At 70.7% G+C, this 12608-nt stretch carries 15 protein-coding genes; 14 read left to right on the forward strand and 1 reads right to left on the reverse strand.

Annotated elements, in window-relative coordinates; all coding sequences use genetic code 11:
* Position 1: 1 nt before the first annotated feature.
* The 12 genes from ruvX to nusB all read left to right on the forward strand — a co-directional run bounded on the left by ruvX (position 2) and on the right by nusB (position 9953).
* Complete coding sequence (ruvX, locus tag ACIQK6_RS21835) at positions 2 to 472, forward strand: Holliday junction resolvase RuvX (RefSeq protein WP_150256582.1); 471 nt, start codon at positions 2 to 4, stop codon at positions 470 to 472.
* Positions 473 to 600: 128 nt separating this feature from the next.
* Positions 601 to 2355: an endolytic transglycosylase MltG gene (mltG, locus tag ACIQK6_RS21840; protein ID WP_402695284.1), complete on the forward strand. Its 1755-nt coding sequence runs from the start codon at positions 601 to 603 to the stop codon at positions 2353 to 2355.
* A gap of 6 nt (positions 2356 to 2361) precedes the next feature.
* Positions 2362 to 3186, forward strand: a complete 825-nt coding sequence (locus ACIQK6_RS21845) for a shikimate dehydrogenase (RefSeq protein WP_329104008.1) — start codon at positions 2362 to 2364, stop codon at positions 3184 to 3186.
* A 31-nt stretch (positions 3187 to 3217) separates the two neighbouring features.
* Positions 3218 to 3409 (forward strand): hypothetical protein, encoded by a 192-nt coding sequence (locus ACIQK6_RS21850; protein WP_329104010.1) that lies wholly within the window; start codon positions 3218 to 3220, stop codon positions 3407 to 3409.
* Between the two features lie 132 nt (positions 3410 to 3541).
* Complete coding sequence (aroC, locus tag ACIQK6_RS21855) at positions 3542 to 4726, forward strand: chorismate synthase (protein ID WP_329104012.1); 1185 nt, start codon at positions 3542 to 3544, stop codon at positions 4724 to 4726.
* Entirely contained in the window at positions 4723 to 5241 is a 519-nt protein-coding gene (locus ACIQK6_RS21860) for a shikimate kinase (protein WP_401685880.1), read from the forward strand. The genes aroC and ACIQK6_RS21860 overlap by 4 nt, the downstream gene beginning before the upstream one ends.
* A complete protein-coding gene (gene aroB, locus ACIQK6_RS21865) occupies positions 5238 to 6329 on the forward strand; it encodes a 3-dehydroquinate synthase (RefSeq protein WP_301372379.1) in 1092 nt (363 codons plus the stop codon). The genes ACIQK6_RS21860 and aroB overlap by 4 nt, the downstream gene beginning before the upstream one ends.
* Positions 6326 to 6766: a type II 3-dehydroquinate dehydratase gene (gene aroQ / locus ACIQK6_RS21870; protein ID WP_329104019.1), complete on the forward strand. Its 441-nt coding sequence runs from the start codon at positions 6326 to 6328 to the stop codon at positions 6764 to 6766. Before aroB ends, aroQ begins: the two co-directional genes overlap by 4 nt.
* Positions 6767 to 6858: 92 nt before the next feature.
* Positions 6859 to 7677 carry an AAA family ATPase gene (locus ACIQK6_RS21875; RefSeq protein WP_329104021.1) on the forward strand — a complete coding sequence of 273 codons (819 nt, stop codon included), beginning with the start codon at positions 6859 to 6861 and terminating at the stop codon, positions 7675 to 7677.
* Between the two features lie 105 nt (positions 7678 to 7782).
* Positions 7783 to 8889: an aminopeptidase P family protein gene (locus ACIQK6_RS21880; RefSeq protein ID WP_329104023.1), complete on the forward strand. Its 1107-nt coding sequence runs from the start codon at positions 7783 to 7785 to the stop codon at positions 8887 to 8889.
* A gap of 59 nt (positions 8890 to 8948) precedes the next feature.
* Positions 8949 to 9515 (forward strand): elongation factor P, encoded by a 567-nt coding sequence (gene efp / locus ACIQK6_RS21885; protein ID WP_030008757.1) that lies wholly within the window; start codon positions 8949 to 8951, stop codon positions 9513 to 9515.
* Positions 9516 to 9518: 3 nt separating this feature from the next.
* Positions 9519 to 9953, forward strand: a complete 435-nt coding sequence (gene nusB, locus ACIQK6_RS21890; protein ID WP_030008756.1) for a transcription antitermination factor NusB — start codon at positions 9519 to 9521, stop codon at positions 9951 to 9953.
* Between the two features lie 183 nt (positions 9954 to 10136).
* Here nusB and bldD read toward each other — a convergent pair whose 3' ends face one another.
* Positions 10137 to 10637 (reverse strand): transcriptional regulator BldD, encoded by a 501-nt coding sequence (gene bldD / locus ACIQK6_RS21895; RefSeq protein WP_030008755.1) that lies wholly within the window; start codon positions 10635 to 10637, stop codon positions 10137 to 10139.
* A 287-nt stretch (positions 10638 to 10924) separates the two neighbouring features.
* Here bldD and pyrR point away from each other — a divergent pair, with 287 nt between their 5' ends.
* The gene (pyrR, locus tag ACIQK6_RS21900) at positions 10925 to 11500 is read left to right on the forward strand and encodes a bifunctional pyr operon transcriptional regulator/uracil phosphoribosyltransferase PyrR (protein ID WP_402695285.1); all 576 of its coding nucleotides are present in this window, start codon (positions 10925 to 10927) and stop codon (positions 11498 to 11500) included.
* A 112-nt stretch (positions 11501 to 11612) separates the two neighbouring features.
* Positions 11613 to 12608, forward strand: coding sequence for an aspartate carbamoyltransferase catalytic subunit (locus ACIQK6_RS21905; RefSeq protein WP_329104028.1), 996 nt, complete (start codon positions 11613 to 11615; stop codon positions 12606 to 12608).

The raw sequence follows: 12608 nt of genomic DNA on the forward strand, positions 1-12608 counted from the left end.
GATGACTCTGCGCCGCGGCCGCCGGCTCGCCATCGATGTCGGTGACGCCCGTATCGGGGTCGCCTCGTGCGACCCCGACGGGGTGTTGGCCACACCGGTGGAAACCGTTCCGGGCCGGGACATCCCCTTCGCCCACCGGCGGCTGCGGCAGCTCGTCGAGGAGTACGAGCCCCTCGAAGTCGTGGTCGGCCTTCCCCGCTCGCTCAGCGGGCGGGAGGGGCCGGCCGCGGCCAAGGTGCGCGCCTTCGCGAACGAACTCGCCAAGGGCATCAAGCCGGTGACGGTCCGTCTGGTGGACGAGCGGATGACCACGGTCACCGCCGCCCAGGGTCTTCGGGCCTCCGGGAAGAACGCGAAGAAGGGCCGGTCGGTCATCGATCAGGCAGCCGCTGTGGTGATCCTTCAGAACGCTCTTGAGACCGAACGGGTATCGGGTAATCCGCCTGGCGAGTGCGTCGAAGTGGTTGTCTGATCGCGATACGGTAACGTTCCGCGCGATGAGACGGCATTCGAACAGCCGTCGATCACCGTCAAAGAGGCGGAACCGGTTGCCACGGATGATGGAGTCCGTGGCCTCCGTCTCGCGGCTCTAGGGGACCGATGACTGACTATGGCCGGGGCCGTGGCCCCGAACCCTGGCACCCTGAGGACCCCCTTTACGGGGACCAGGGGTGGACCGGGCACCAGACCCAGCAGGGCCAGGTGCCTTACGGCGGTGCCCCGCAGCAGCAGGAATACCCACAGGAGCCGCAGTACCAGCAGCAGTACCCCCAGCACCAGCAGTACCCGGAGTACCAGCAGCAGCAGTACCCGCAGCAGGCACAGCAGCAGCCGCAGCAGTACCTGCAGGGCCAGTACGCGCAGCAGCAGCAGTACACCGGGCAGCAGCAGGCCTACGCCCCGCAGCAACCGCAGCAGCAGCCGCAGCAGCCGGCCTACGACAACCAGGGCTGGGACACCGGCCAGGGCCAGTACGCGGCGGCCGTGCAGAGCGGCCCGTACGCGGGCGTGGACCCTTACACCCAGCAGCCCGCAGCGGGCTACCCGGGTGAGGCCCCCGACCTCTACAGCACGGAAGACGCCTACGCGCCGCCACAGCCCCCGGGTCGGCGTCACCTGGAGCCGGAGCCCGTCGAGGAGCCGGAGCCCGCGGAGGAGCCGGAGAGCGACCTGCTCACCGCCGGTGGAGGCCGTGACGGCGACGACGGGGAGGGGGACGACGACGGCGACGGCCGCCGGGGCGGCCGCTCCAAGGGCGACAAGCCCAAGAAGCGCAGCGGCACGGCCTGCCTGGTCGCCGCAGTCGTCATCCTCGGCGTGGTCGGCGGTGGCGGCTACTACGGCTACAACTACATCAAGGCCAGGTTCAGCTCGGCCGAGGACTTCGCGGGCGAGGGCAGCGGCGAGATCGTCGAGGTCGAGATCCCCAAGGGCTCGGGCCTCATGCAGATGGGCCTGATCCTCAAGAAGGCGGGCGTCGTCGCCAGCGGGCAGGCGTTCGTCGACGCCGCGTCCAAGCTCCCTCCGGGCAAGGCCATCCAGGCCGGTGTCTACCCGCTCCGGAAGGAGATGTCGGCCGCGTCCGCGGTCGAGGTGATGAGCGACCCCTCGAAGCTGAACGTGATCACGGTCACCGAAGGCATGCGCAACAGTGCGGTGTACGCGGCGATCGACAAGAAGCTGGGCCAGCAGGAGGGCACCACCGCCGAGATCGCCAAGCGCGAGATCAAGAACCTCGGCCTGCCCGCCTGGGCGAACAACAACCCGAAGCTGATCGACCCGCTCGAGGGCTTCCTGTATCCGGCGCGCTACGACCTCAGCAAGGAGAGCACCCCCGACTCCCTGCTCAAGCAGATGGTCAAGAACGCGACCGACAAGTACACGGAGCTGGGCCTCGAGGGCAAGGCCAAGGAGCTGGGCCTGGAGAATCCGCTCCAGGTGGTCACGGTCGCCAGCCTCGTCAACGCCGAGGGCAAGAACCACGACGACTTCCGGAAGATGGCCGAGGTGGTCTACAACCGCCTCAAGAAGACCAACGACGTCACGAACCAGAAGCTCCAGTTCGACTCGACGTACAACTACGTCAAGAACCAGAGCGAGATCAACTTCAACCTGAAGGAAGCCCAGGCCTTCGACCACCCCTACAACACGCACTTCGTCAGGGGACTGCCCACCGGGCCGATCGACAATCCGGGCCTGGACGCGCTGACCGCTACGCTCAACCCGGACCACGGTGGCTGGATGTTCTTCGTGTCGGTCGACGGCAAGACCACGACCTTCACCAAGACCTACGAAGAGCACACCAAGCTGGCCAACGAGTTCCAGGAACGGCAGAAGCAGAAGAACGGCGGATAGCAGGACATGTCACGCATAAGGGCCGCGGTGTTGGGTTCGCCCATCGAGCACTCCCTCTCACCAGTGCTGCACCGCGCCGCTTATCAGGAGCTCGGCCTCGACGACTGGTCGTACGACCGCTTCGAGATCGACGAGGCCGCGCTCCCGGAGTTCGTGGCAGGACTCGGCCCCGAGTGGGCCGGGCTCTCCCTGACCATGCCGCTCAAGCGGGCGATCATCCCGCTGCTCGACGGCATCAGTGACACGGCCGCCTCCGTCGAGACGGTCAACACCGTCGTCCTCACCGAGGACGGCCGGCGCCTCGGCGACAACACCGACATCCCCGGCATCGTCGCCGCGCTCCACGAGCGCGGCGTCGAGAAGGTGTCCTCCGCGGCCGTCCTCGGCGCCGGCGCAACGGCTTCCTCGGCGCTCGCCGCGCTCGCGCGGATCTGCTCCGGGGAGGTCACGGCGTACGTCCGCTCGGCGGCCCGGGCGGACGAGATGCGGCAGTGGGGCGAGCGGCTCGGCGTGCCCGTCCGCACGGCCGACTGGTCCGCGGCGGCCGAGGCGCTGTCCGCGCCCCTGGTGATCGCCACCACTCCGGCCGGTACGACCGACGCCCTGGCGGCGTCCGTACCCGAAGGGGCGGGCACCCTCTTCGACGTCCTCTACGACCCCTGGCCCACCGCGCTGGCCGCGGCCTGGTCGCGGCAGGGCGGCCAGGTCCTCGGCGGACTCGACCTCCTCGTCCACCAGGCCGTGCTCCAGGTCGAGCGGATGACGGGCCGCACCCCGGGGCCGCTCGCCGCCATGAGGGCCGCCGGAGAGCGGGCGCTCGCCGCCCGTTAGGCTTTCCGCCTGCATATTCACAGGGGGCGGCATGGACGGGAACAGCACGGACCAGGTACTCGCGTCGAAGTGGGACCTCCCCTTCGTCGTCTTCAGCATGATCAGAGTGGCGTTCGGCACCCTGCCCCTGTGGGCCAAGGCGCTCATCCTCGGACTCTTCGCTTCCGTCGTCCTCTGGTACGGGATCACCTGGCAGCGCGAGCGCGGCCGGCGGGCCCGCTGACGCCTCAGGCGTCCGATAGCTGGACCGGGGCCCGAGAAACCCCTCCGGACGTGGGAGGATCGGGTGAGGCGGGTCCGGGCCGCGCACCCGATCGCGCCGTCGCTGTACCAGGCGCGAGCATGAGGAGCATCGTTGAGCAGGTTGCGTTGGCTGACCGCAGGAGAGTCGCACGGACCGGCACTGGTCGCGACGCTGGAGGGCCTTCCCGCCGGCGTCCCGGTCACCACCGAGCTGGTGGCCGATCACCTGGCCCGGCGCCGGCTCGGCTATGGCCGCGGTGCCCGCATGAAGTTCGAGCAGGACGAGATCACCTTCCTCGGCGGCGTCCGCCACGGGCTGTCCCAGGGCGGCCCGGTCGCGGTCATGATCGGCAACACCGAGTGGCCCAAGTGGGAGACGGTCATGTCGGCCGACCCGGTCGACCCCTCGCTGCTGAAGGAGACCGGCCGCAACGCGCCGCTGACCCGTCCGCGCCCCGGCCACGCCGACCTCGCGGGCATGCAGAAGTACGGCTTCGACGAGGCCAGGCCGATCCTGGAGCGCGCCAGCGCCCGTGAGACCGCCGCCCGCGTCGCCCTCGGCGCCGTCGCCCGTTCCTTCATCAAGGAGGTCGCGGGCATCGAGATCGTCTCGCACGTGGTGGAACTGGCCGCGGCCAAGGCCCCCTACGGCGTCTACCCGACCCCCGCCGATGTCGACAAGCTCGACGCCGACCCGGTGCGCTGCCTGGACGCCGACGCGTCGAAGGCGATGGTCGCGGAGATCGACCAGGCCCACAAGGACGGCGACACCCTCGGCGGTGTCGTCGAGGTGCTGGCCTACGGCGTTCCGGTCGGCCTCGGTTCGCACGTCCACTGGGACCGCCGGCTCGACGCGCGCCTCGCCGCCGCCCTCATGGGCATCCAGGCCATCAAGGGCGTCGAGGTCGGCGACGGCTTCGAGCTCGCCCGCGTGCCCGGCTCCAAGGCGCACGACGAGATCGTCTCCACGCCCGAGGGCATCAAGCGCACCTCCGGCCGCTCCGGCGGCACCGAGGGCGGACTGACCACCGGCGAACTGCTGCGCGTACGCGCCGCGATGAAGCCCATCGCGACCGTTCCGCGCGCGCTGGCGACCGTCGACGTGGCCACGGGAGAGGCGGCCGTGGCCCACCACCAGCGCTCCGACGTGTGCGCCGTGCCTGCCGCCGGCATCGTCGCCGAGGCGATGGTCGCCCTCGTGCTGGCCGACGCCGTCGTCGAGAAGTTCGGCGGCGACTCGGTCCCCGAGACCCGTCGCAACGTCCGGTCCTACCTCGACAACCTGCAGATCCGGTGACGGCCGGACCGCTCGTCGTCCTCGTCGGGCCCATGGGGTCCGGCAAGTCCACGGTGGGGGCGCTGCTCGCCGAGCGGCTCGGCGTCCCCTACCGGGACACCGACGCCGACATCGTCCTGGCCCAGGGCCGGGAGATCTCCGACATCTTCGTCGACGAGGGCGAGCCGTACTTCCGCGAGCTGGAGCGGCAGGCGGTCGCCGCCGCCGTCGCCGGACACACCGGAGTCCTCGCCCTCGGCGGCGGCGCCGTCCTCGACGAGGGCACCCGCGAGCTGCTGGCCGGCCTGCCCGTCGCCTATCTGTCGATGGACGTCGAGGAAGCCGTACGGCGCGTGGGCCTCGGCGCCGCCCGCCCGCTGCTCGCCGTCAACCCGCGCCGCCAGTGGCGCGAGCTGATGGACGCCCGGCGCCCCCTGTACACCGAAGTCGCGCGCGTCGTGGTGGCCACCGACGACCGCACCCCCGAAGAGGTCGCCCAGGCGGTCCTCGACGCTCTGGAGTTGAAGGACGTATGACAGACCAGGTGACGCGCATCCACGTCGGCGAGAGCGCCGGACACGACGCGTACGACGTGCTGGTCGGGCGACAGCTGCTCGGCGAGCTCGGCTCCCTGATCGGTACGAAGGCCCAGCGGGTCGCCGTGATCCACCCCGAGGCGTTGGCCTCGACCGGAGAGGCGCTGCGCGACGACCTGGCCGAGCAGGGCTACGAGGCGGTCGCCATCCAGGTGCCGAACGCCGAGGAGGCCAAGACGATCGAGGTCGCGGCCTACTGCTGGAAGGCCCTGGGCCAGTCCGGCTTCACCCGCACCGACGTGATCGTCGGCGTCGGCGGGGGAGCCACCACCGACCTCGCGGGCTTCGTCGCGGCCAGCTGGCTGCGCGGCGTGCGCTGGGTCGCCGTACCGACCACCGTCCTCGCGATGGTGGACGCGGCGGTCGGCGGCAAGACCGGCATCAACACCGCCGAAGGCAAGAACCTGGTGGGCGCCTTCCACCCGCCGGCCGGTGTGCTCTGCGACCTGGCGGCACTGGACTCGCTGCCGGTCAACGACTACGTCAGCGGCCTCGCCGAGATCATCAAGGCCGGGTTCATCTCCGACCCGGTGATCCTCGACCTGATCGAGGAGGACCCGGCGGCGGCGCGTACGCCCGAGGGCCCGCACACCGCCGAGCTCATCGTGCGCTCCATCCAGGTCAAGGCCGACGTGGTCTCCAGCGACCTCAAGGAGTCGGGGCTGCGCGAGATCCTCAACTACGGCCACACCCTCGCGCACGCCATCGAGAAGAACGAGCGCTACAAGTGGCGGCACGGCGCGGCCGTGTCCGTCGGCATGGTCTTCGCCGCCGAGCTCGGCCGGCTCGCGGGCCGCCTCGACGACGCGACGGCCGACCGGCACAAGGCGGTCCTCGCCTCGGTCGGACTGCCGCTGACCTACCGCGGCGACCAGTGGTCCAAGCTGCTCCAGACCATGCAGGTCGACAAGAAGTCCCGCGGCAACCTGCTGCGCTTCATCGTCCTGGACGGGCTGGCCAAGCCGACCGTCCTGGAGGGCCCCGACCCGGCGCACCTGGTCGCCGCCTACGGCGAGGTGTCGGCGTGAGCCGCCCCGTCCTCGTGCTGAACGGCCCGAACCTGGGCCGGCTCGGCTCGCGCGAGCCCGATGTGTACGGGGCCACCTCGTACGCGGGTTTGGTGGAGAGCTGCCGCTCGCTGGGCGAGGAGCTCGGCTTCGACGTCGAGGTCCGCGAGACCAACGACGAGGGCGAGTTGATCCGCTGGCTGCACGAGGCGGCGGACGGAAAGATCCCCGTGGTCATCAACCCGGGGGCCTTCACCCACTACTCGTACGCCATGCGGGACGCGGCCGCGCAGCGCACGGCGCCGCTGATCGAGGTGCACATCTCGAACCCGTACGCCCGCGAGGAGTTCCGGCACACCTCGGTCATCGCGGCCGTGGCGACCGGTACGGTGGCGGGCTTCGGCATCGGTTCGTACCGGCTGGCGCTGCGCGCACTGGCGGACGAGATCTCCGCCTGACACCCTGCCTGACGGTGCTGGTGGACGGCCGGACCCCGGCAGTCATATAACGTTCTCGCATCAGTCGCCGGAACGAGACGGAGTGGCAGCGGATGCAGCACGGAGTGGGGGGCGGGGGCGCGGGCTGGGGGCAGCCGGGACCGCGTCCGTCGGCGCCCCCGCAGCCGCCGATACCCCCGGCGCAGGGCTGGCCGGGTTCGCCCCCGCCGCAGTCTCCGCCCCAGCCGCCCCACCAGCCTCATCAGCCACCCCACCAGCATCATCAGCACCATCAGTCGCAGCCGGTGCCCGCCGTTCCGGAGGCCACCGGGCACATCCCGTTGCCTCCCGCAGTGCCGGGCACCGGCGGGGCGGTCCTCGCCGTCCTGCTGATCGGCCCGGCCGGCGCCGGTAAGACCACCGTCGCCCGGCACTGGGCCAGCACCCGGCCCGTGCCGACCGCCCACGTCAGCCTGGACGACGTCCGCGAGTGGGTGTGCTCCGGCTTCGCGGACCCCCAGGCGGGCTGGAACGAACACTCCGAGGCCCAGTACCGGCTCGCCCGCCGCACCTGCGGCTTCGCCGCCCGCAACTACCTGGCGAACGGCATCTCCTGCATCCTGGACGACGCCGTCTTCCCGGACCGGCCCGTGGTCGGGCTGGGCGGCTGGAAGCGGCACGTGGGCCCCACGCTGCTGCCGGTCGTGCTGCTGCCCGGCTTGGAGATCGTCCTGGAGCGCAACGCGGCCCGTTCCGGCAACCGCCGGCTCTCCGACGAGGAAGTCGCGCGGATCCACGGCAGGATGGCCGGCTGGTACGGCTCCGGACTGCCGATCATCGACAACTCCCACCTGGACATCGAAGGCACCGCACGCGCCCTCGACGAGGCCCTGGCCCGGGCCCTCTCGGCCCCCGGCGGCCGGCCCGGGTAGCCGGGGGGCGTCGCCTCCGGGCGCCTCTCGCGGTCCGGCCGGGCCCGGGCCCGTCCGGACGCGCTCGCCGGGCCGGATCGGCGGGGCGCTCGTACGCTCGAAGACATGTCAGACGTGTACGCCGCCCGCCGGGACCTGCTTCGCGACCGATGTGTCGCCGCGGGGAGCGCCGCCGCACTGATCACGCGTCCGGCGAACGTCCGCTACCTCTCCGGGGCGTCCCCGCTCGATGCGGTGCTGCTCGTCGGCCCCACCGAGGACATGCTGTTCTGCGCCGGCGCACCCACCGGCGAGGCGGACGAGGGCCGCCTCGATGAGCACCTGGACGTGACCGTCCTGGGCAGCCCCGGTGGTGACCCGGCCGTCGCGGCCGCCGATCTGGCCGCCTCCCTGCGGGCCGACTCGCTCGCGGTGGAGGAACACCACCTCACCGTCGGCCGCCACCGGGCCCTGCGCTCCGTCGCGCCCAAACTGCGCCTCGCGGACCTCGGTACGGCCGTGGAGCAGCAGCGCCTCGTCAAGGACGAGGAGGAGATCGCCTGCCTGCGGATCGCCGCCGAGATCGCCGACCAGGCCCTCGGGGAGCTGCTGGAGTCGATCCTCGTCGGGCGCACCGAGCGGCACCTCGCCCTGGAACTGGAGCGGCGGCTCGTCGACCACGGGGCGGACGGCCCCGCCTTCCCGACCTCCGTCGGCACCGGCCCGCACTCCGGCCGCTCCCGGCACCGGCCCTCCGACCGCAGGGTGGAGGAGGGTGACTTCCTCACGGTCTGTCTGGGCGCCAACTACCGCGGCTACCGGTGCGAGATCGGGCGGACCTTCGTGATCGGCACCAGTCCGGCAGACTGGCAGATCGAGCTGTACGACCTCGTCTTCACCGCCCAGCGGGCCGGGCGCGAGGCCCTGCTGCCCGGGGCCGCGTACCGGGACGTGGACCATGCCGCACGCTCCGTCCTGGACTCCGCAGGCCACTCGGAAGCCCTCGCTCCGTGGACCGGACACGGCGTGGGCCTCGAAATCGACGAGGACCCGCAGCTTGCACCTACGGCAATGGGTAAACTGGACGCTTGCGTGCCGGTCACCGTCGAACCGGGGGTTCACCTCCCGGGCCGGGGAGGTGTCCGGATCGATGACACGCTCGTCGTGCGCCCCGAGGCGGACGGCGGTCCCGAGCTACTCACCATTACGACCAAGGAGCTGCTCGCGCTCTAGCCGGCTCTGCCGGGCTGTGCGCGCACCCGTGGTCTTCCAGTGCAGGAGATTCCGCAACCGTGGCTTCCACGAACGACCTCAAGAACGGCATGGTGCTCAAGCTCGACGGTGACCAGCTCTGGTCCGTCGTCGAGTTCCAGCACGTCAAGCCCGGCAAGGGCCCGGCCTTCGTGCGCACCAAGCTCAAGCACGTGCTCTCCGGCAAGGTCGTCGACAAGACGTTCAACGCCGGCACGAAGGTCGAGACGGCCACCATCGACCGCCGTGACATGCAGTTCTCTTACATGGACGGCGAGTACTTCGTCTTCATGGACATGACCACCTTCGACCAGCTGATGGTGGACAAGAAGGCTGTCGGCGACGCCGCCAACTTCCTGATCGAGGGCTTCACCGCCTCTGTCGCCCAGCACGAGGGCGAGGTGCTCTACGTCGAGCTCCCGGCCGCGGTCGAGCTCAAGATCGAGCACACCGACCCGGGCGTCCAGGGCGACCGCTCCACCGGTGGCACCAAGCCCGCCACCCTGGAGACCGGCTACGAGATCCAGGTCCCGCTCTTCGTCACCACCGGCGAGACGGTCAAGGTCGACACCCGCACCAGCGACTACCTCGGCCGGAAGAGCAACTAACCCGTGGCTGCTCGGAGCAATGCGCGCAAGCGCGCCTTCCAGATCCTTTTCGAGGCCGACCAGCGCGGGGTGCCCGTACGCGAGGTCCTCGCGGACTGGATCCGCCACGCGCGGTCGGACGACCGGCAGCCGCCGGTCAGCGCCTTCACGATGGATCTCGTCGAGGGTTACGCCGACAAGGTGAACCGCATCGACGATCTGATCATCACCTACGCCGTGGACTGGGACCTCGACCGCATGCCGGTCGCCGACCGGAACATCCTGCGGCTCGGTGCCTACGAGCTGATCTGGGTGGACGACACCCCGGACGCCGTGGCCATCGACGAGGCCGTCCAGCTGGCCAAGGAGTTTTCGACGGACGAGTCCCCCTCGTTCGTGAACGGGCTGCTGGCCCGCTTCAAGGACCTGAAGCCGAGCCTGCGGCGCAGCGAGAGCTGACCGCACGGACCGGCACCGGCACCGCCGTACGGAAGGGCCCGCAACGCACGCGTTGCGGGCCCTTCCGTACGCGGGGCTCCGTGTGCGGGGCGGGATGCAGGACGAAAAAACCGGTGGGCGCCGGACCCCCGCAAGGGTCCGGCGCCCACCGGTAAACGTTTCTGCTGGTCCCGAGCCCGAGACTCAGAGCTCCTCGTGCGCCACCGCGCGACGGGCGTCCGCGTCCAGCACGCCCCAGCTGATCAGCTGCTCGGTCAGGACCGAGGGGGACTGGTCGTAGATCACGGCCAGGGTGCGCAGGTCGTCCTGGCGGATCGACAGCACCTTGCCGTTGTAGTCGCCGCGCTGGCTCTGGATGGTCGCCGCGTAACGCTGGAGCGGACCGGCCTTCTCGGCGGGGACGCCCGCCAGGCGCTCCAGGTCGAGACGCAGCTTCGGCGGCGGCTCGGCAGCCCCGCCGGGAGTCGTACCCGGAAGCAGTTCCTGCACCGGAACCCCGTAGAAGTCCGCCAGCTCGGCAAGACGCTGGACGGTCACGGCGCGGTCCCCGCGCTCGTAAGAACCGACCACCACGGCCTTCCACCGACCCTGGGACTTCTCCTCGACACCGTGGAGGGAAAGGCCCTGCTGGGTGCGGATGGCGCGGAGCTTGGCCCCGAGCTGTTTGGCGTATTCGCTGGACATAACGCTCCCGGACGCTGTGACGCTGTGACTGGTGGACACTGCGACTACGTAACTACGTGCGGCTCCGCCGCGCGGCTGGTAACTCACTGTGAGGTTACGCAGCGTTACTTGGATGCGTCAAGCCGAATGGTCTTCGTCGCCCCCCTGGGGGTCCGTTCCAGCAGCCCTGTGAGAGCCATTCCGTACCGGCCGGGTCCGAGCCACCGGCCTCTCCCTGGTACCGTGTGAGACGTACATCAGACGTCCTTTAAGGTCCGTCCCGTGAGGCGGAGAAGGAGGTCCTTTTCATGGACACCCAGCAGAACGCCGATTCCATGCGCCCCGTACTCGAAGCGCAGGACATCGCGCGGGTCCTGACCCGCATCGCCCACGAGATCGTCGAACGCGCCAAGGGCGCCGACGACGTGGTGCTCCTCGGCATCCCCACCCGCGGCGTCTTCCTCGCCCGCCGGCTGGCCGCCAAGCTCGAAGAGATCACCGGTACGAAGATCCCGGTCGGCTCCCTCGACATCACCATGTACCGCGACGACCTGCGGATGAAGCCCGCCCGCGCGATCGGCCGCACCGAGATCCCCGGCGACGACCTCGACGGCCGCCTCGTCGTCCTCGTCGACGACGTGCTCTTCTCCGGACGCACCATCCGCGCCGCCCTCGACGCCCTCGGCGACCTCGGCCGCCCCCGCGCCGTGCAGCTCGCGGTCCTCGTCGACAGGGGCCACCGCGAACTGCCGATCCGCGCCGACTACGTCGGCAAGAACCTCCCCACGTCGCTGCGGGAGACCGTCAAGGTCCAGCTCCAGGAGGAGGACGGCCGTGACGCCGTGCTGCTCGGCCAGCGGACCGCCCAGGCAGCAGGCCAGTAGACCGTTCGAGTGACGGGCCCCGACCGGGCCCGCGCCGAGGCCTGCCCTGCCCTGACCGCTCGCACCTCCGCCCGTCAGTCCGCCTGCCCTCCAGACCTACGGAGCCATCCAGATGAAGCGCCACCTCATCTCGGCCGCCGACCTCACGCGCGACGACGCCGTCCTGATCCTCGACACCGCCGAGGAGATGGCCCGTGTCGCGGACCGGCCGATCAAGAAGCTGCCCACCTTGCGCGGCCTCACCGTCGTCAACCTCTTCTTCGAGGACTCCACCCGCACCCGGATCTCCTTCGAGGCGGCCGCCAAGCGGCTCTCGGCCGACGTCATCAACTTCTCCGCGAAGGGTTCGTCCGTTTCCAAGGGCGAATCCCTGAAGGACACCGCCCTCACCCTGGAGGCCATGGGCGCCGACGCGGTCGTCATCCGCCACCACGCCTCCGGCGCCCCCTACCGGCTCGCGACCTCCGGCTGGATCGACTCCGCCGTCGTCAACGCCGGCGACGGCACCCACGAGCACCCCACCCAGGCCCTGCTGGACGCCTTCACCATGCGCCGCCGCCTGGTCGGCCGCGACGCCGGCCTCGGCAAGGACCTGAACGGCCGCCGGATCACCATCGTCGGCGACGTCCTGCACAGCCGCGTGGCCCGCTCCAACGTCCACCTGCTGCACACCCTCGGCGCCGAGGTCACCCTGGTGGCCCCGCCCACCCTCGTCCCGATCGGCGTGGAGACCTGGCCCTGCGAGGTCTCGTACAACCTCGACGAGGTGCTGCCGAAGTCCGATGCGGTGATGATGCTGCGTGTGCAGCGCGAACGCATGAACGCCGCCTTCTTCCCGACCGAGCGCGAGTACTCCCGCCGGTACGGGCTCGACGGCGACCGCATGGCGAAGATGCCCGAGCACGCCATCGTGATGCACCCCGGCCCAATGAACCGCGGCATGGAGATCACCGCCCAGGTCGCCGACTCCGACCGCTGCACGGCCGTCGAGCAGGTCGCCAACGGCGTCTCCACCCGGATGGCCGTCCTGTACCTGTTGCTCGGAGGCTCCCAGCCCGCCGTCACGACCACCCCCGCCGCCCCCGCCCGTACCGAGGAGAGCAAGTAA

The sequence above is a fragment of the Streptomyces sp. NPDC091682 genome (assembly GCF_044756625.1).
Classification (GTDB): Bacteria; Actinomycetota; Actinomycetes; order Streptomycetales; family Streptomycetaceae; genus Streptomyces.

Bases quoted from the DNA above. Each gene is read 5' to 3' on its own strand.
- ruvX (WP_150256582.1), top strand. From the start codon at position 2: ATGACTCTGCGCCGCGGCCGCCGGCTCGCCATCGATGTCGGTGACGCC.
- mltG (WP_402695284.1), top strand. From the start codon at position 601: ATGACTGACTATGGCCGGGGCCGTGGCCCCGAACCCTGGCACCCTGAG.
- ACIQK6_RS21845 (WP_329104008.1), top strand. From the start codon at position 2,362: ATGTCACGCATAAGGGCCGCGGTGTTGGGTTCGCCCATCGAGCACTCC.
- ACIQK6_RS21850 (WP_329104010.1), top strand. From the start codon at position 3,218: ATGGACGGGAACAGCACGGACCAGGTACTCGCGTCGAAGTGGGACCTC.
- aroB (WP_301372379.1), top strand. From the start codon at position 5,238: ATGACAGACCAGGTGACGCGCATCCACGTCGGCGAGAGCGCCGGACAC.
- ACIQK6_RS21875 (WP_329104021.1), top strand. From the start codon at position 6,859: ATGCAGCACGGAGTGGGGGGCGGGGGCGCGGGCTGGGGGCAGCCGGGA.
- ACIQK6_RS21880 (WP_329104023.1), top strand. From the start codon at position 7,783: ATGTCAGACGTGTACGCCGCCCGCCGGGACCTGCTTCGCGACCGATGT.
- bldD (WP_030008755.1), bottom strand. From the start codon at position 10,637: ATGTCCAGCGAATACGCCAAACAGCTCGGGGCCAAGCTCCGCGCCATC.
- pyrR (WP_402695285.1), top strand. From the start codon at position 10,925: ATGGACACCCAGCAGAACGCCGATTCCATGCGCCCCGTACTCGAAGCG.
- ACIQK6_RS21905 (WP_329104028.1), top strand. From the start codon at position 11,613: ATGAAGCGCCACCTCATCTCGGCCGCCGACCTCACGCGCGACGACGCC.